The sequence below is a fragment of the Hymenobacter setariae genome (assembly GCF_007713685.1).
GTDB lineage: Bacteria > Bacteroidota > Bacteroidia > Cytophagales > Hymenobacteraceae > Hymenobacter > Hymenobacter setariae.
Window position 1 is genome coordinate 63,867 of record NZ_VMRJ01000001.1, and the last position, 17,610, is coordinate 81,476.

The window sequence follows — 17,610 nt, forward strand, 5'->3', positions numbered from 1 at the left end:
TAACCCTCAGTGCGTAGTGAGCAGCACTTGCCCATCGTGCAGCCGCACGGTGCGGTGCGCGTACAGCGCATCGGGTTCCGAGTGCGTCACCATCACCACGGTCATGCCCGCCTCGTTGAGGTCGGTGAGCAGGCGCATCACAGCCTCGCCGTTGGCCGAATCGAGGTTACCGGTGGGTTCGTCGGCTAGCAGCAACCTAGGCTCGCTCACCACGGCCCGCGCAATGGCCGCCCGTTGCTGCTGCCCGCCCGATAGTTGCCCCGGCCGGTGCTGCTCGCGGTGGCGCAGTTGCAAGCGCTCTAGCACGGCCTCGACGCGCTGCCGCCGCTCGGCGGCAGGCACGCGGGCGTAGGTCAGCGGTAGCTCCACATTCTGATACACCGTGAGCTCGTCGATGAGGTTAAATTCTTGAAAAACAAACCCGATGCGCGGCTGCCGAAACAAGTCGCGCTGGCGCTCGCTGAAGCGCGTGACGTCGGTGCCCTCGAACAAATAGCGCCCGCCATCCACAGTATCGAGCAGCCCCAGCACGTTGAGCAGCGTCGATTTGCCGCAGCCACTCGGCCCCATAATGGCTACAAAATCGCCGGCCGCCACCTGCAAGCTCACGTCTTGGAGGGCTGGCGTTTCAACGCCGCCGGCCAGCCAGCCGCTGGGGCGGTACACCTTCTGGACGTTGAGCAGCTCGAGCAAGGACCTAGGATGGGGTAGAGGAGAAAGCACAAAGAAAGCGGCGCGCCCGGGGCTTTTGGTGCGGCGCGCCTCCTGTAAATACCCCACTGCCGCAGCGCCATGCGAGTCCCCCTAGGTTATCTTGCCCTATGAAGCCCCAAGAAATCGAACCGCCGGAAGAGTTGCGAAATGCCATCAAGTGCTTCTGGCACACTACGCTGGACTTCGGCGCGCAGCCCTCCGATTTTGAGGTGCTGCCGGACGGCTACGCCGAAATTATCTTCCACTTTGGCCCCACTTGCAGCGTTGCTACCACCGAAGGTTGGCAGCTATTGCCTTCCCCATTCTTGATGGGATTGCTCAACCAGCCGGTGCGGCTACAATCCACCAACCGCCTAGAAGTCATTGGGGTGCGCTGCTATCCCTGGACCGTGTTCGAGCTACTCGGCCTGGCGGCGGGAAAAGACGGTTTGCGCACCTTCGAGCATCCGATTGCCCAGCTGCAAGCCCCGTTGCAGCAAGCCATTCAGGCGGGCAACGTGGATGATGCGCTAACCCAGGTGAGCCAGTATTTCGTGGCGGCCCACTCGCGGCTGGCCGGCGATAGCACGCTCGGCAAAGCGGGCGGCGCGATGCGGGCCGCCCACGGCACCCTGCCGGTAAGCCAGGTAGCGGCGGCCGCGCACGCCACCGTGCGCACCCTAGAGCGGAAATTCAAGCACGCGGCGGGCCATACCGTAAAAGATGTGTCGAGCCTGATGCGCTTTGAGCAGGCGCGCAACCACTTGTGGCTGACGCCCACGGCCAATTTGGCCGGCTTGGCGCAGGAGCTAGGCTACGTAGACCAAGCCCACCTCAGCCGAGAGTTTAAGCGCTATAGCGGCACCACGCCCGCCGCTTTTGCCCGCCAGGCGCAGCGTGGGCGGCAGGCGCTGCGCACCGATTTTGTCGCGTTTGTACAAGCCTAGCGCAAGTGCCAGCCAGAATTTTGCGGTATGAAAACTACCGTTGCAAAGACAGAAGCTGCCCATAATCAAGCTATTTACGACGTTGTTATTGCCGGCGCAGGACCGGTTGGGCTGTTCTTGGCCAGCGAGCTAGCCTTGGCCAACTGCACTGTGCTGATGCTAGAGAAGGCCGAGCACCCGCACTCGCCCGTAAAGCGGATGCCGTTTGGCATGCGCGGGCTCAATGCTCAGTCGGTGGAGGCGCTCGACCGCCGCGGCCTATTGCATGAGCTAGAAGCGCATAAGCGCCTTAAAATGCCGCCCTTTGCCGGTACCGACAAGTCGGGGTCCAAGCCCCAGGTGGGCGGCCATTTCGCCGGCATCACGTTTAGCGGAGGCAGCATCGACGCCTCTCAGTGGCTGTATCGCCTGCCCAGCTCGACCGCCGTGCAGCTGCTTTCGGAACTGGAGGAGCTGGAAACGGTACTGGCGCGCCGTGCCACCGCCCTAGGTGTCACCATTGCGCGCGGGTTGGCCATCACGGACTTGCAGCAAACCGCGGACGGAGTGACGGTGCAGGCGGGCGGCCGTTCGTTTGCCGGCCACTGGCTCGTGGGCTGTGATGGCGGCCGAAGCGCCGTACGCAAGCTGGCCGGCTTTGACTTTGCCGGCACCGAGCCCGAGTTTACCGGCTACTCAACCCGAGTTGACCTCGCCGACCCTGAAAAGCTCAAGCTGGGCCGCCACGTGACGGCCACCGGCATGTACATGCAGTCGCAGCCCGGCTACCTAATTCTCCAGGACTTCGATGGCGGCGCCTTTCAGAAGTCCGGCCAGCCCGCCACCCTCGAACACCTGCAAACGTTGCTGCGCCGCATCTCCGGCACCGACGTGACTATCACGGCTCTGCACCTCGCCACCACCTGGACCGACCGGGCCCGGCAGGCCACCACCTACCGCCGCGGCCGGGTGCTGCTGGCCGGCGATGCCGCGCACATCCATTCGCCGCTGGGCGGCCAGGGGCTGAACCTCGGGCTGGGCGATGCAATGAACCTGGGCTGGAAGCTCGCCGCCACCATCCAGGGGCAAGCGCCCGCAGGCCTGTTGGATAGCTATCATGCTGAGCGCTACCCCCTAGGAGCCCAGGTGCTGGACTGGTCGCGCGCCCAGGTAGCTCTCATGAAACCAGACCCCGCGGCCCGCGCCCTGCACGCCATCATCCGCGACCTGATGGCTACGCGCGACGGAGCCACCTACGTTGCCGGTCGCGTGTGGGGAATCTCCACGCACTACGACCTAGGGGGCAGTCACCCGCTAGTCGGCCACAGCGTGCCCAACTTCGAGCTGGAGGATGGCCCAACGATAGGCGAGCTCCTCCGCCCCGGCCACGGCATACTGCTTGACTTCCAGAACAATGATGCTCTCCAAGCGCTAGCCAGTGACTACGGCAACCGCTTGAAATATGTCTCAGGCCCGGCCAAAGACCAGCTAGGCCTGCGCGCCGCCTTGATACGCCCCGACGGGTTCGTGGCCTGGGCGGCAGAGAGCGACCTAGATAGCAGTGAACTTCGGCAGGCGGCCGACCGCTGGTTTAGAAGTGATGCTGCTCGCGGTGCCACAAGCCTGTATCAGCCTGCAAAAGAAAGCCTGAGGCAAGATATGGCTACCTAAGGCTCCGCTCAATCGGGTGCGGTGTGCTCATTGAGCCTGCTTGCACCGAAGATTTATTGGGCTACTCGCCGGAGAATATAGCGTGTGCCTGGCCCCTGCTCAAACTGGTAGGGCACAATGGAAATGACCTGCCAGCCGCAGGTAGCCAAGTAGTTAAGGGCATCTACTTCGTAAGAGCAACTGTTCACTTGTGCGGCTTCCATGAGTTGGCCCGAGATGTAGCGATTACCGACCACCAGCTTAATAGCCGCTTTGCCGTCGGCTTGCCCGACTGCATTGACAATGCAATACTGCTCGGTAGCGGTGGCTGGCGCGGTAGCCTTAGCCACTGCTGGCGTAGTATAGCCTGGCGTAGACAATAAAAGCAATAGGCTGAAAGTAAAATACTTGAACATGGCAAAAGAAGGGTGGGAGAGAGGTGTAAGCACTACTTGACTTGCGAAGAGGCAATTACTAAGCCAGTCTGACTTGTAGATAGGCAATAATGGCGGCGCTGGGCCACTGGGCGTCCCCGCTGGCGGGGCTACTTTTGAGTGTGAAACTGCCCCGCACTACTTAATGGCGAGCGCCCCGCTACTATCCAAAGCCACTATTCTGGTAGTCGACGATGACCCCGACGTGCTGCTGGCGCTGGCCCTGCTGCTGCGCCCGCTCGCCGGCCACGTACTCACAGAGAAGAATCCCGAGCGCCTGCCCGCCCTGCTGCGCCAGGAGCGCCCCGACTTGGTGCTGCTCGACATGAACTACCAGAGCGCCGCCAACACCGGCAACGAGGGTTTTTACTGGCTGGCCCAACTCAAAAAGCTGGCGCCCAGCTTAGTCGTGGTACTCATGACAGCCTATGGCGACATCGACCTGGCCGTGCGGGCGCTCAAAGACGGTGCCGCCGACTTCGTAGTCAAGCCCTGGCGCAATGACAAGCTTGTGGCTACGCTGGCCGAGGCCCTAGGTCGCGCCAGCGGCGCGGCACCCATGCAAGCCCTGCCAGCCAATCAGGCCAATGCCGCCCTCATTGGTGAATCGGAAGCCATGCAGGCCGTGCGCTACAAGCTGGAGAAAATCGCCCCGACCGATGCCAACGTGCTCATTATGGGTGAGAACGGCACTGGCAAAGACGTGGTGGCCCGGCTGCTGCACCAGCTCTCGCCGCGGGCGGCGGGCCCGTTCGTGGCCGTGGACCTAGGGGCCATTACCGACAGCTTGTTCGAGTCGGAGTTGTTCGGTCACCTGAAGGGCGCTTTCACCGATGCCCGCCAAGACCGGGCCGGCCGCTTCGAGGCGGCTCAGGGCGGCACGCTTTTTTTAGATGAAATCGGCAACTTGCCCTTGCCCCAGCAAGTGAAGCTGCTGGCCGTGCTGCAAAACCGCCAAGTCGTGCGCCTAGGTAGCAATACACCGGTGCCCATCGATGTGCGCGTGCTCTCGGCCACCAACGCCCCACTCTACCAGCTGGCGGCTGAAGACCGGTTTCGCAAGGACTTAGTTTATCGTCTGAATACCATTGAGATAACGCTGCCGCCCCTGCGTGAGCGGGGCGGCGACGTGCTGCTGCTGGCCCGCCACTTCACGGCGCAGTACGCCGCCAAGTACCACAAGCCGGACCTAGAACTGGCCGATTCGGCTCTGGCGCGGCTGCGGGTGCACGCCTTCCCCGGCAATGTGCGCGAGCTGCAACACACCATCGAGCGGGCCGTGATTATGGCCGAGGGCAGCGTGCTTCACGATAGCGACCTGCTGTTTTCGGCCCTCGAAGCGGCGGCGCCCACCGCGTTTGTGCCGACGTTGCGGCTCGACGAGCTGGAAAAAACGGCTATTCAGCGCGTTATTGACAAGCACCAGGGCAATATCTCGCAGGCCGCCCGCGAGCTGGGCATCACGCGCATGGCCCTGTACCGGAGGTTGGGCAAGCATAACCTGTAGCGCCGTGCGGTATTCCTACCCTTTCGCGCTGCTGGTGCGCACCGGCCTGCTGCTGCTCGTGCTGGTGGGGGTGGCCGCCGCGCTAGTCAGCCACCAGCCTATCTATTGGGTGACTGGCTTGCTGCTCACGGCCGTGCTGCTGGCCGAACTGGTGCACTACCTCAACCGCAGTAACCGCGACCTAGCCGACTTCCTGGCTGGCCTGCGCTACGAGGACTACGCGCTCACCTTCGGCACCCAGGCGGCCCCCGCCACAGTGGGCCAGTTGCGGGCGGCGTTCAACCAAATAAATCAGTCCTTCAAACAGTTGTCGCGTCAAAAGGAAGCGCAGCACGTATACCTACAAAAGGTGCTGGGGCTGGTCAATACTGGTATTCTGTCTTTCTACGACCCGCACGCCGTGGCCGACCTAGGGCCTACCGGCACCGCGCCGGGCGATGTGCGCTGGCTTAATGAGTCACTGAAGCGGTTGCTAGGCGTGCCGTATCTTAAGAATATCCAGGCGCTGCAAAAGCGCGACGCTGCCCTCTACGAGGTACTACTGGCCCTCAAGCCCGGCGATAGCCGCACCGTGCGCCTGCACCAGCAGCCGGTGCTGCTCTCGGCCACCGCCTTCACCGACGAGCACGGCCGCACGGTACTGGTGGCCTTCCAGCCAGTAGGCGAGGTGCTCGAGGAAACCGAGGCCCAGGCCTACCAAAAGCTGCTGCGGGTACTCACCCACGAACTCATGAACTCGGTGGCGCCCATCGCCTCACTGGCCGATACCCTGCATCAACAGTGGGAGGCCGCCGCTGCCGGCCCCGCCCCGCTGCCCGCCTCTGTAGCCGACCTAGGCCGCGGCGTGGCCGTCATTCGGCGGCGTAGCGAGGGGCTGCTGCACTTCACCCAGACCTACCGCCAGCTTAGTAAACTCTCAGCGGCCACCTTCCAGCCGGTGGCGGTGTGGGCGCTGTTCGAGCACGTGGTGGGGCTGCTGGAGCCCACTTTCGAGCAGCGCGGCATTGACCCCGACATTGTGCTGGCCGACACCGACCTGCACATTATGGCCGATGCTACGTTGGTCGAGCAGGTACTCATTAATCTCGTAACTAATGCCCTAGAGGCCATGCAACATGAGCCCGCGCCGCTGTTGCGGCTGGTCGCCTACGCCCAGGAGCCGCACCGTGTGGTGCTCGAAGTAGCCGACAACGGCACCGGCATCGACACCCCGCTGCTCGACGAGATTTTCGTGCCCTTCTTCACCACCAAGAAGACGGGCAGCGGCATCGGCCTGAGCCTGTCGCGCCAGATTATGCAGCTGCACCGCGGCAGCATCCAAGTACAATCGGAGGCCGGCCGTGGCAGCCAATTTCAGCTGCTTTTCCCAAAAGTGTAGCGAGCTGTAGCTTGGACTCTGCGAGTCCGAGTCCGAGTGCGAGCGCAGCGAGCAGCTACGTTAGCAACGGCTGAATGATGGCCCTAGGCGCGGGCTGCTCGCTCCGCTCGCCCTCGGACTCGCAGCGTCCAAGCTACTCCAAATTGATAGACCTTTGTGGCTCGACCTTCCCCACATCCACTTTGTTCTTTTTAAATTCTTACGTGAAACAAGTTCACTTTCCTAGCCGCCGCCTGGCGGGCCGGGTGCTCGTCGTGCTTTGCCTAAGCTGGTTAAGCCAGCAGGTGCGGGCCGAAGAAATCAAGTCGCCTAATCGCAACCTGACGCTCAACTTCAGCCTGCAAGCGGGCGGCGTGCCCACCTACAGCCTCACCTATAAGGGTCGCCCGGTCATCAAGCCCAGCCACCTAGGGCTGGAATTGAAGAATGGCCAGGCCCTCACCAACGGCTTTGCCGTGACGAGCAGCAAAACCCGCGCCTTTGATGAAACCTGGACGCCGGTGTGGGGCGAAACCAAAACCATTCGTAACCACTACAACGAGCTGACCATCACGCTCACGCAGGCGGCCACCAAGCGCGTGATGCTGGTGCACTTCCGGGTGTTCGACGATGGCCTAGGCTTCCGCTACGACTTCCCGAAGCAGCCCGAGCTAGCATACTTTGTGGTGAAGGAGGAGCGCACGCAGTTTGCGCTGGCCGGCGACCACAAGGCCTTTTGGCTGCCCGGCGACTACGACACCCAGGAGTACAGCACCACCACCTCGAAGCTCTCGGAGGTGCGCGGCCTCATGAAAACAGCCGTGACGCCGAACGCCTCGCAAACCACGTTTTCGCCCACCGGCGTGCAAACGCCGCTCATGCTCAAGAGCCAGGACGGCCTGTATATCAACCTGCACGAGGCGGCGCTGATTGACTACTCGACCATGTCCTTGGACCTAGACGACAAGAACATGGTGCTCGAATCGCACCTCACGCCCGATGCGCAGGGCAACAAGGGCTACCTCCAAACGCCCTGCCTGTCGCCCTGGCGCACCATTATCGTGAGCGACCGGGCTGGCGATATACTAGAGTCGAAGCTGGTGCTCAACCTCAACGAGCCTACCAAATACAAAGACGTGTCGTGGATAAAGCCTACCAAGTACGTGGGCGTGTGGTGGGAAATGATAACTGGCAAGAGCACGTGGTCTTACACCAACGCCACCAACATCAAGCTCGATTCCACCGATTATTCCAAGCTCAAGCCCAATGGCACGCACGGCGCCAACACGGCCCACGTGAAGGAGTATATCGACTTCGCGGCCCAGCACCACCTCGACGCCGTGCTGGTAGAGGGCTGGAACACCGGCTGGGAAGATTGGTTTGGCCAGAGCAAGGACTATGTATTTGATTTCGTGACGCCTTATCCCGACTTCGACGTGCAGGAGTTGCACCGCTACGCAGCCAGCAAGGGCGTTAAAATCATCATGCACCACGAAACCAGCGGCTCGGTGCGCAACTACGAGCGCCACCTCGATACTGCCTATAAGTTCATGGCTGACAACGGCTACAGCGCCGTCAAGAGCGGCTACGTGGGCAACATCCTACCTAGGGGCGAGCACCACTACGGGCAGTGGCTCAACAACCACTACCTCTACACCATCACGGAGGCGGCCAAGTACAAGATTATGGTGAACGCCCACGAGGCCGTGCGCCCCACCGGCCTGGCGCGCACCTACCCCAACCTCATCGGCAACGAGGCCGCCCGCGGCACCGAGTACGAGTCGTTTGGCGGCAACAACGCCGACCACACCACCATTCTGCCCTTCACCCGCCTCATCGGCGGGCCGATGGACTACACGCCGGGCATCTTCCAAACCAAAATCAGCGCCTACAACCCGCAGAATACCTCGTTTGTGCACAGCACGCTGGCCCGCCAGCTGGCTTTGTACGTGACCATGTACTCGCCACTGCAAATGGCCGCCGACCTGCCCGAAACCTACAACAAGCACCTCGACGCCTTCCAGTTTATCGAAGACGTGGCCGTGGACTGGGACGACTCGAAGGTGCTCGAAGCCGAGCCCGGCGACTACATCACCATTGCCCGCAAGGCCAAGGGCAAACCCAATTGGTTTGTGGGCAGCACCTGCGACGAGCAGGGCCGCACCTCCACCATCAACCTAGGCTTCCTCGATCCCGGCAAGAAGTACGTAGCCACCGTCTACGCCGATGCCAAGGACGCGCACTACGAAAAAAATCCACAGGCCTACGCCATCCGCAAAGTCAGCGTGACCAGCAAAACCAAGCTCACGCAGTACTGCGCGCCGGGTGGCGGCTACGCCATCAGCCTCGTGCCGAGCGCGGGGAAATAGTTGGCCCTAGGGTTATTTTAGGAAAGAGCGTCAGGCTATGCGGCCTGACGCTCTTTTTTGTGGATTGGCCTGGGCGTCCGTCCCTCGCTGCGAGGCGTATACAAGACTATTCTTCACCTCTCGACCATGCCCCTCCTCGTCGCCCGCCCCGCTGCACCTGCTACTCCCTCCGAAGCCGCCGACCGCCTGCGCTGGGTCGAGGGCGTGGCCCGCCTCATGGACAGTCAGTTCCGGCTGCCCGGCACGCGGTTTCGCTTTGGCCTCGACCCGCTGCTGGGGCTGGTGCCCATCGTGGGCGACTTATCGTCCACGGCCGTGTCAGTGGCGCTACTACTGACGATGATGCGCCACGGTGCCAGCGGCGCGGTGGTGGTGCGCATGGCGCTCAACATCTTCATTGATACCGTAGTGGGCGCCATTCCGCTGATAGGCAACATATTTGACTTTGCTTACAAGAGTAACGAGCGCAACGTGGCTCTGCTGCGCCGCCATTACGCCGAAGGCAAGCACAACGGCAGCGGCAAAGGCTTGGTAGCCCTGTTACTGGTAGCTTTCGTGGCCTTGGCCGGGCTAGTGGGTTGGGGCGGCGTAGAGCTGGTGCGCTGGGTGTGGCACTACTTTGAGGCGCGGCCCGAGGCAGCCACGGGCCCGGTAGCAGCCCTGGTGCGCGGCTGGTACAATAGGGCGTAGGGAGGTAAAATCAGGACCTAGGCAAAGGAGACGGTTGTCATTGCGAGCAACGCGAAGCAATCGCATCAAGACGAGCGCGCCTAGGTACCGTTCGGGTGCGATTGCTTCGCGTTGCTCGCAATGACGGATACCTTCTTCTAAAGCAGATAAAAAATAATATTCAGGAATAAAGACAATTATTCTTGCAAACAGGCGCAACCTCGCGTGAGGCAACGTGTCGTTTAGGTGAACAGGGTTTCAATAAGACAAGGGGTAGTAGCAAGCTAGCTAACTGGTCATAGTGACCAGCTTAGTCGGGTAGTTATTGCCCATTCCGAAGCGCCTGATTCGTCACGTCCACCCTTATTTTCCTGGTTGTTGCCGATGCTGTCCTTTTCCAAAAAGAATAACCTCGTGGGCTGGCTGGTCTTTGCCGTGGCCCTAGGTACCTACCTCAAGACCCTGGAGCCCACGGCCTCGTACTGGGACTGCGGCGAGTTCATTGCCTGCGCCTACAAGCTGCTGGTGCCGCACCCACCCGGTGCCCCCACCTTCCTATTGCTGGGCCGAGTACTGTCGCTGCTGAGCTTCGGCGACCGGCAGGTAGTGGCGCTGCTTATCAACGCCTTATCGGGCCTAAGTAGCGCGTTCACGGTCCTGTTCTTGTTCTGGATAATCACCCACCTAGGGCGCAAGTTGCTGGTGCCGAGCGCAGCAAGGGCGGCGGAGGCCCCGGCGCCCACGGCTGGCCAAACCTGGCTTATCCTGGGGGCGGGCGTGGTGGGCGCGCTGAGTTTCGCCTTCTCCGATTCGTTCTGGTTCAATGCCGTGGAGGGCGAAGTCTACGCCATGTCGAGCCTATGCACGGCCGCCGTAGTCTGGATAATGCTGAAGTGGGAAGCCCGCGCCACCGAGGCCGATTCGGATAAGTGGCTCATCCTCATTGCCTACGTTATCGGCCTCAGCATCGGGGTGCACTTGCTGAATCTGCTGGCGCTGCCGGCCCTGGCCTTTATCTACTACTACCGCCGCACGGCCAACCCAACTACCCTAGGGGGCATCATTACGCTGGTAGTGAGCATGGTTATCGTGGGCTCGGTGCTGGTGGGTATCATTCCGGGCCTGCCTACGCTGGCGGGTGGGTTTGAGGTGTTCTTTATTAATAACCTCGGGTTGCCGTTCAACTCCGGCCTCATCATCTTCCTGGCGCTGTTTGGCGGGCTCATTTACGCCGGTTTCCGGCTGTCGCAGCGGCGCCAGAGCCAGTTGCTGAACACGGCCATGCTGTGCTTCGTGTTCATTCTGATTGGGTATTCGAGCTACCTCATCGTGCCCATTCGGGCCTCGTTTCAGCCCACCATTAATGAGAACAATCCGTCGGACGTGCTCTCCTTCGTGAGCTACCTCAAGCGCGAGCAGTACGGCTCGCGGCCCCTGCTCTACGGCCCGCAGTTCAACGCCCAGCCCGACCACTACGCCGAGGGCACTCCGCGCTACCAGCGCAAAAACGGCCACTATGAAGAGCTGCTGCCCCGCGCCCAGGAGCCCGGCTACGCCGATGCCGACCAGATGCTGCTGCCGCGCCTCTACAGCACGATTCCGGCTCACATTCAAGAATATAATACTTGGCTGCCGGACCTGAATGCTAACCCCAACGAGCCCACCGCCAACCCCAAGCCCACGATGGGCCAGAACCTAAGCTTCCTGTTTAAGTACCAGCTGGGGCACATGTTCTGGCGCTACTTCGGCTGGAACTACATCGGGCGCGAGTCCGATATTCAGCAGGCGGGCGTGCTCACGCCGTTTAGCGCCCGGGCCAATGAGCTGCCCGCCCGGGTAGGGCAGAGCTTTGCGCACAATAATTTCTTTGCTATCCCTTTCATCCTAGGGCTGATAGGGCTGGTAGTGCAGCTGCGCCGCCGCGGCACCGACGCGCTCGTTGTGGGGCTGCTGTTCTTGTTTACGGGCCTGGCCATTGTGGTGTACCTCAATCAGCCGCCCATCGAGCCCCGCGAGCGCGACTACACTTTCACGGGTGCCACCTTCGCGTTTGCCATCTGGATTGGCCTAGGGGTCATCGGAGTGGCCCAGGCGCTCGAAGCGGTGCTGCGGGCCGACCGGCTGCGTACCTCCGTGGCCGTGCTGCTGGGGCTGGCCTCGCCGGCCATCCTGGCCTCGCAGGGCTGGGACGACCACGACCGCTCGGGCCGCTACGGCGCCGTGGATGCGGCCAAGAACATGCTCAATAGCTGCGCCCCCAACGCCATTTTGTTCACCAACGGCGACAACGACACGTTCCCGCTTTGGTATGCCCAGGAGGTGGAGGGCATCCGCACCGACGTGCGCGTGGCCGTGCTGCCCTACCTCAATACCGATTGGTACATCCAGCAACTCAAGCGCCGCGCTAACCTATCGGAGCCGGTGCCGATGTCGATGGGCGACACCACCTACGCGCAGGGCAACAACGACGTGCTGCCCTTCATGCCCAACACCGCCGTGGATAGCCTCGATTTAAAGCAATTCCTAGCCCTAGTAGGCCAAGACAGCCCGCTGCTGCGCTACACCGATGGCACGTTTTCGACCAGCACCTTTCCGACGCCCAACTTCTTTTTGAAGGTAGATAAGGCCGCCGTGCAGCGCGCCGGCCTCGTGGCACCTGAGCGTAAAGACCAGCTAGTGAGCGAGCTGCAATGGAGCATGGGCAAGCGCTCGATGGAAAAGAAAAACCTGGTGATACTCGACGTCATTGCCACCAACAACTGGAAGCGGCCCATCTACTTCAGCTCCACCGTCGCCGCCTCCGATTACATGAACCTAGAGCCGTACTTCCAGCTCGAAGGCATGGCCTACCGCCTGCTGCCCTTCAAAAACCCTGCGCCCGCCGAAGCGCAGGAAGAAGGCTACGTGCCAACTGCCCTTAACGATAAGCAATTGATGCACGATTTCGCGTATCGCGGCCTCAACAACAAGACCATTTTCTACGACGAAAACAGCCTGCGTTACCCGTCGTACTACCGCGATAAGTTTGCCCGCCTCGCCAACGCCTACCTCGCCAAGGGCAATGCCGCCAAAGCCAAGGAAGTGGCCGACTACTGCCTGCAAGTGATACCGCCCGACACGGTGCCCTACGACTCGTTTTCGCCCCTGCTCGCCCCCGCGCTGCTGGCCGGCGGCGAGCGCCAGCGCGCCAATGTGCTGCTCGATACCACCTTGCGCGAGGCCACGCAATCGCTGGACTACTACGCCACCCGCCCCGACGCGGCGCTGTTCGACTTCACCCGCAACCTGAACCTCATGCAGGTGCAGAACGTGTACCGGGCCGCCGCCCAAATGCAGGACACCGTGCGTGCGCAGCGCGCCTTGGCCGTGTTGCAGCCCTACTTGCAGCGCCAGCGCTAGCTTGTAAGCTCAGCCGCAGCCACATACCCAAGGCCCCAACCTGACTGGTCAGGTTGGGGCCTTTGCGTAGCTTCGCCGCCCAGCAAGTACTTCCGGCTTGCTGCTGGCCACACTGGTAAAGGTGAGCCAAGGCGACAAGATGGAAGCGTTTTGAACAGTCGGCGCATCAGTTGTTGCCGTGTTGGTAGTAAATCCCAAGCCCTATTAGCTAAGAACCAGTGAACAAGGACAGCCTTTCTACCAAGCCGCATTACCCGCTGTTGGATGGCCTACGTGGGGTGGCCGCCATTATCGTGGTCACCTTTCACCTGACCGAGCCCCTAGGTACGGGGCACCTCGATATCTTGGTCAACCATGGCTACCTGGCCGTTGACTTCTTCTTTCTGCTATCGGGCTTTGTCATCGGCTATGCCTATGACGACCGCTGGCCGACCATGACAATCGGCACGTTTTTGAAGCGCCGCATCGAACGGCTGCAACCCCTGGTGGTGCTCGGCATGACCCTAGGAGCCCTCGGGTTCTATTTTACTGACTCCACCATCTGGCCGCTCATTCACACCGTTCCGCTGTGGAAGATGCTGTTGGTGCTGCTCATCGGCTACACCATTCTGCCGATTCCCTTGTCGCTGGATATCCGAGGCTGGCAAGAAATGCACCCACTCAATAGCGTTGGGTGGTCCTTGTTCTTTTAGTACCTGGCCAATATCCTCTACGCCCTTGGTATTCGAAAATTCTCCAACACCGTGCTGAGCATCTTAGTGTTACTATCGGCCCTTGTGCTCGCGCACTTGGCCATTACCAGCCCGGCCGGCGATGTGAGCGGGGGGTGGACCCTCAACGTGGAACAGGTGCGCGTGGGGCTGACGCGGACGATGTATCCCTTCTTTGCCGGGCTGCTGCTGTCGCGGGTAGCCAAGCCCGCCCGCATCAAGCACGCCTTTTTGTGGTGCAGTCTCGTGCTGGCCCTCGTCTTATACATGCCGCGCATCGGCGGCGCCGACCATGTGTGGATGAACGGAATCTACGAAGCCATCTGCATCATCCTGATGTTTCCACTCTTGGTGTACGTGGGTGCCAGCGGCGTGCTGCAAACCCAGGTAGAAGGGAAACTATGCAAGTTCTTGGGGGAGATATCCTATCCGCTGTACCTAGTGCATTACCCGCTCGTCTACTTCTACGTTGCCTGGATTAGCAACCATAAAGGCGTAACCCTCGGGCAAGCCTGGCCTTACGCGTTGCTGATTTTGCTAGGGGGTGTTGCGTTGGCGTATGTTAGTCTGAAATGGTACGATGAGCCGGTTCGCCGCTGGCTGCGGACAAAACTGGGGTAAAAACAAACTCAGCTATTCTGCAAATTTGGGTTGCTACAAGCTAGTCGCCTAAGGTCGTCATTACGACACTGGAAAAACCAAGATGTCATAGGCTTGACCCTGGAAATCGATTTCTCCTACTACCTCTAGCCCAAGCTTCTGCGTGTGTACCCAGCGAGAGGCCGCATTCTCAGCGGCAATAAACGCTACCCCTAGGTCGAAGTGCCCCGTCAGCGTCTGTTTCGTGGCAGCGAAAAGCTGCTGAAGTAAGCCTTGGCCCCGATACTCCTGCCGCACCAGCACCGGCCCGTAATAAAACCAGCTGTAGTCCGTAACCGGGCGCTGCTGGTAGAGCAAGTTGGGTAGCAGCGCATTGATGGCTTGTATAAACGGTGGGTACCGCTCAGCCGGAAGCTTGGAATTGATAACGAACCCAGCTAATTCCCCCTGGTAATAGGCCACTTGGCCCGGTACCGAAGCCAGCATGGCACCTAGGGCCGGCGCCGCAAACGAGCCTGTCAGGAAGCCACCCTGCCGGGCTTCTTCGTCCAGGTTCTGGTAGGTGTACTGGTTGGCCAACTCGGCCAAGGCAGGGGCATCGGCCGCGGAGGCTTCTCGGATAGTGAACTCGGACATAGGTGATAAAGGTAAAAGTAGCTTGGACTCTGCGAGTCCGAGTGCGAGCGTAGCGAGCATTTGCGTCCGTTTACGTTCTCCAACGTAGCTGCTCGCTGCGCTCGCACTCGGACTCGCAGAGTCCAAGCTACTTATTCTGCCCGCAACTCGGCTTTAGACGTCCGCAAGCCAGGTGCCGTGAGAGTTACGCCAATGGGGCCAGCGCCCGTAGCCTGCACGTATACCAGCAGGTGGCCTAGGTGGGCGCGGTGCCGAGGCGTGGTAGGCGCATCGTGGTTGGCGAGGTCGCCATTTTCGATACCTAGGAGGCGGGCAGGGCCGGTGAGCGCCACCGTGATTTCATCGGTGGCGGTGGGCACGGGGCGGCCGGCTTCGTCCACGATAGTGACTTCAAACTGGGCGAGGCCACGGGTTTTGGCGGGTAGGGTGCGGCGGTCGGGCGTGAGCTGGATGGCGGTAGGGGCGCCGGCCGTTTGCAGCTTCATCTCGCTCACTACTTTGTCGTTGCGGTAACCTTTGGCCGACAGCTCGCCAGCCGTATAGGGCACGTCCCAGGTGGGCTGGCGGCCGGTTTTCTTGCCCAGCGACTGGTCATTGAGGAACAGCTCGGTAGCCTCGTTGGTGGTGTAGGCGGTCACGCGCACTTGGGTAGCGGCGGGCCAGTTCCAGGTGGCGGTGCCGCGCGGGCGGCGGCCAGCGGCGGGGGCTTCGGCGGCCACTAGGTAGAGCATGGGCGCGGTAGTCCACAGGCTTTGGCGCAGGTAGTACTCGGGCTTGGGAAAGCCGGCCATGTCGAGCAGGCCCGCGCCGTTGGCGCGCTGGGGCCACTTGCCGGCTTCGCCTAGGTAGTCAATGCCGGTCCAGAGGTACTGCGCCGAAACGTAGGCGTTGCTATCGACGGCCGCCCAGGCGTCGCGGGCCATGCCGTTTTCGCTGCCGTAGATGATGCGGTTGGGGTACTGCTTGTGGTCTTCGGGATAGCGAAACTCTTGGTAGTTGTAGCCCACCAGGTCGAGGGCGGCGGGGTAGTCGGTGAAGTTGGACATCACTACGCCGGCCAGCGCCGCCGTGATGGGTCGCGAGCTATCGGCCTGCTTAGCCATGGCCACTAGGCGCTTGGCGATGGGCCCCATTTCGGCGGCGGGCGGGTGGTTGGGCAGGTAGCCCTTGCCGTAAATCTGGGGGTTGCGGCCGGTGTTCAGCACCTCGTGCGAGTAGGGGTCGTTGGGGTAGTCAATTTCGTTGCCGATGCTCCACATGATGATGCTGGGGCGGTTGCGGTTGCGCAGCACCATATCGCGCAGGTCGCGCTCGCCCCACTCCTTAAAGTACTCGTGCGAGCCAAACTGGGCGGGCGTGCCCACGTTCCAGCCGGCCACCCACTTGTTCTTGCCGTGCTCCCACTCGTCGAAGGCTTCATCCATCACCAAGAAGCCTAGGCGGTCGCAGAGCTGGTAGAGGTAGTCGGCGTGCGGGTTGTGGCTCATGCGCAAGGAGTTGCAGCCGCCAGCCTTCAGCAGCTTCAGGCGGCGCTCCCACACCTCAGGCGGCACAGCTACGCCAAGCGCGCCCGCATCATCGTGGATGCAGAGGCCCTTGAGCTTCATATTCTCGCCGTTCAGGAAAAAGCCCTGGTTGGTATCGAAGCGGATGGTGCGCACGCCTACTTCCTCAGTCACTTCGTCGGCGGGCTGGCCGGCCACGCCTAGGGTGGTGCGCAGGCGGTAGAGGTTCGGGTGGTCTACGGACCACAGCGCGGGCTTCTTGATGGGAAAAGTCAGCGTAGCCGTGGCGTCGGTGCCGGGCTTGGCGGCTACCGTTTGCTTAGCCGTGGCTACGACTTGTCCTTTGTTATCGAGCAGGGTGCTGGTAACCGTTACGGTAGTGGCCTTGGCCAAGGCGTTGGTAAACGTCACGGCTACCCGGCCGGTGGCAGCGCTAGCGCTCACCGTGGGCGTGGTGAAGGCCACGCCCCAAGGCCGGATGTGCACCGGCGCAGTGGCCAGCAAGTACACATTGCGGTAGATGCCCGAGCCAGTGTACCAGCGCGAATCGGCTACCTGAGGGTGGTCTACGCGCACGGCTAGCACGTTGCTGCCGGTGGCGCTTAGGTAGGGCGTCAGCTCATATTGAAAGGAGGCGAAGCCGCTCGGCCGCTTGCCCAGCGAATGGCCATTCAGCCACACCTCGCTGTTTTTATACACCCCATCGAAGTAGATGAATACTTTCTTATTGCGGAAGCTAGCGGGCACGCTAAACGACTTGCGGTACCAACCCACGCCCCCCGGCAAAAAGGCCGTGGCGCTGGCCCACTGCTCGCTGTACGGCCCCTCGATGGCCCAGTCGTGCGGCAGCGTCAGGGCGCGCCAGTCCTTATCGGCGGCTTGGGGCTGCTGGCTGCCGGGCACATCGCCTAGGTGAAATTTCCAGTCGTTATTAAACAAGAGCTGCTGGCGCTGGGCGTTGGCTAGGCGGCTGCCAAATAGGTAGCTGGCTAGAAGCAGGAGTAGGGTAGGGGGAAATCTCATGAGGTGGGAAAAGGAATAGTCATTTAGGGCAGAAAAACTGTCTGTCATTGCGAGCGTAGCGAAGCAATCACACCTGTTTAGCCGTGCCTTTCGAGTTCTGTTCGGGTGCGATTGCTTCGCTGCGCTCGCAAT

The 17,610-nt window shown here is 61.4% G+C and carries 11 protein-coding genes and 1 pseudogene; 8 read left to right on the forward strand and 4 right to left on the reverse strand.

All coding sequences use genetic code 11. From position 1 onward, the window contains the following. Nucleotides 1–6 precede the first annotated feature (6 nt). Complete coding sequence (locus FNT36_RS00260; protein ID WP_144845566.1) at nucleotides 7–693, reverse strand: ABC transporter ATP-binding protein; 687 nt, start codon at nucleotides 691–693, stop codon at nucleotides 7–9. 128 nt (nucleotides 694–821) lie between these two features. Here FNT36_RS00260 and FNT36_RS00265 point away from each other — a divergent pair, with 128 nt between their 5' ends. Together FNT36_RS00265 and FNT36_RS00270 are read left to right on the forward strand one after the other, a co-directional pair. After that, entirely contained in the window at nucleotides 822–1,640 is an 819-nt protein-coding gene (locus FNT36_RS00265; RefSeq protein ID WP_144842815.1) for a helix-turn-helix domain-containing protein, read from the forward strand. Nucleotides 1,641–1,667: 27 nt separating this feature from the next. Then, a complete protein-coding gene (locus FNT36_RS00270; RefSeq protein ID WP_144842817.1) occupies nucleotides 1,668–3,290 on the forward strand; it encodes an FAD-dependent monooxygenase in 1,623 nt (540 codons plus the stop codon). A 53-nt stretch (nucleotides 3,291–3,343) separates the two neighbouring features. On the opposite strand, the gene FNT36_RS00275 is transcribed toward FNT36_RS00270, so the two are convergent. Continuing rightward, entirely contained in the window at nucleotides 3,344–3,685 is a 342-nt protein-coding gene (locus FNT36_RS00275) for a hypothetical protein (RefSeq protein ID WP_144842819.1), read from the reverse strand. A gap of 163 nt (nucleotides 3,686–3,848) precedes the next feature. Here FNT36_RS00275 and FNT36_RS00280 point away from each other — a divergent pair, with 163 nt between their 5' ends. The 6 genes and pseudogenes from FNT36_RS00280 (at nucleotide 3,849) to FNT36_RS00305 (ending at nucleotide 14,335) form a co-directional block, all read left to right on the forward strand. Continuing rightward, nucleotides 3,849–5,210: a sigma-54-dependent transcriptional regulator gene (locus tag FNT36_RS00280; protein ID WP_144842821.1), complete on the forward strand. Its 1,362-nt coding sequence runs from the start codon at nucleotides 3,849–3,851 to the stop codon at nucleotides 5,208–5,210. Between the two features lie 4 nt (nucleotides 5,211–5,214). Next, complete coding sequence (locus tag FNT36_RS00285) at nucleotides 5,215–6,588, forward strand: sensor histidine kinase (protein ID WP_144842824.1); 1,374 nt, start codon at nucleotides 5,215–5,217, stop codon at nucleotides 6,586–6,588. A gap of 245 nt (nucleotides 6,589–6,833) precedes the next feature. Further along, the gene (locus FNT36_RS00290; protein WP_233635720.1) at nucleotides 6,834–8,936 is read left to right on the forward strand and encodes a glycoside hydrolase family 97 protein; all 2,103 of its coding nucleotides are present in this window, start codon (nucleotides 6,834–6,836) and stop codon (nucleotides 8,934–8,936) included. Between the two features lie 126 nt (nucleotides 8,937–9,062). After that, complete coding sequence (locus FNT36_RS00295) at nucleotides 9,063–9,626, forward strand: DUF4112 domain-containing protein (RefSeq protein WP_144842826.1); 564 nt, start codon at nucleotides 9,063–9,065, stop codon at nucleotides 9,624–9,626. 363 nt (nucleotides 9,627–9,989) lie between these two features. After that, a complete protein-coding gene (locus FNT36_RS00300) occupies nucleotides 9,990–13,004 on the forward strand; it encodes a glycosyltransferase family 117 protein (RefSeq protein ID WP_144842828.1) in 3,015 nt (1,004 codons plus the stop codon). Between the two features lie 218 nt (nucleotides 13,005–13,222). After that, nucleotides 13,223–14,335: pseudogene (locus FNT36_RS00305) on the forward strand (acyltransferase family protein). Nucleotides 14,336–14,395: 60 nt separating this feature from the next. Here the strand turns inward: FNT36_RS00305 and FNT36_RS00310 are convergent. Both FNT36_RS00310 and FNT36_RS00315 read right to left on the reverse strand, forming a co-directional pair. Continuing rightward, nucleotides 14,396–14,950 carry a GNAT family N-acetyltransferase gene (locus FNT36_RS00310; RefSeq protein WP_144842831.1) on the reverse strand — a complete coding sequence of 185 codons (555 nt, stop codon included), beginning with the start codon at nucleotides 14,948–14,950 and terminating at the stop codon, nucleotides 14,396–14,398. A gap of 131 nt (nucleotides 14,951–15,081) precedes the next feature. Beyond that, nucleotides 15,082–17,478, reverse strand: a complete 2,397-nt coding sequence (locus tag FNT36_RS00315) for a sugar-binding domain-containing protein (protein ID WP_233635564.1) — start codon at nucleotides 17,476–17,478, stop codon at nucleotides 15,082–15,084. Between the last annotated feature and the right edge of the window lie 132 nt (nucleotides 17,479–17,610).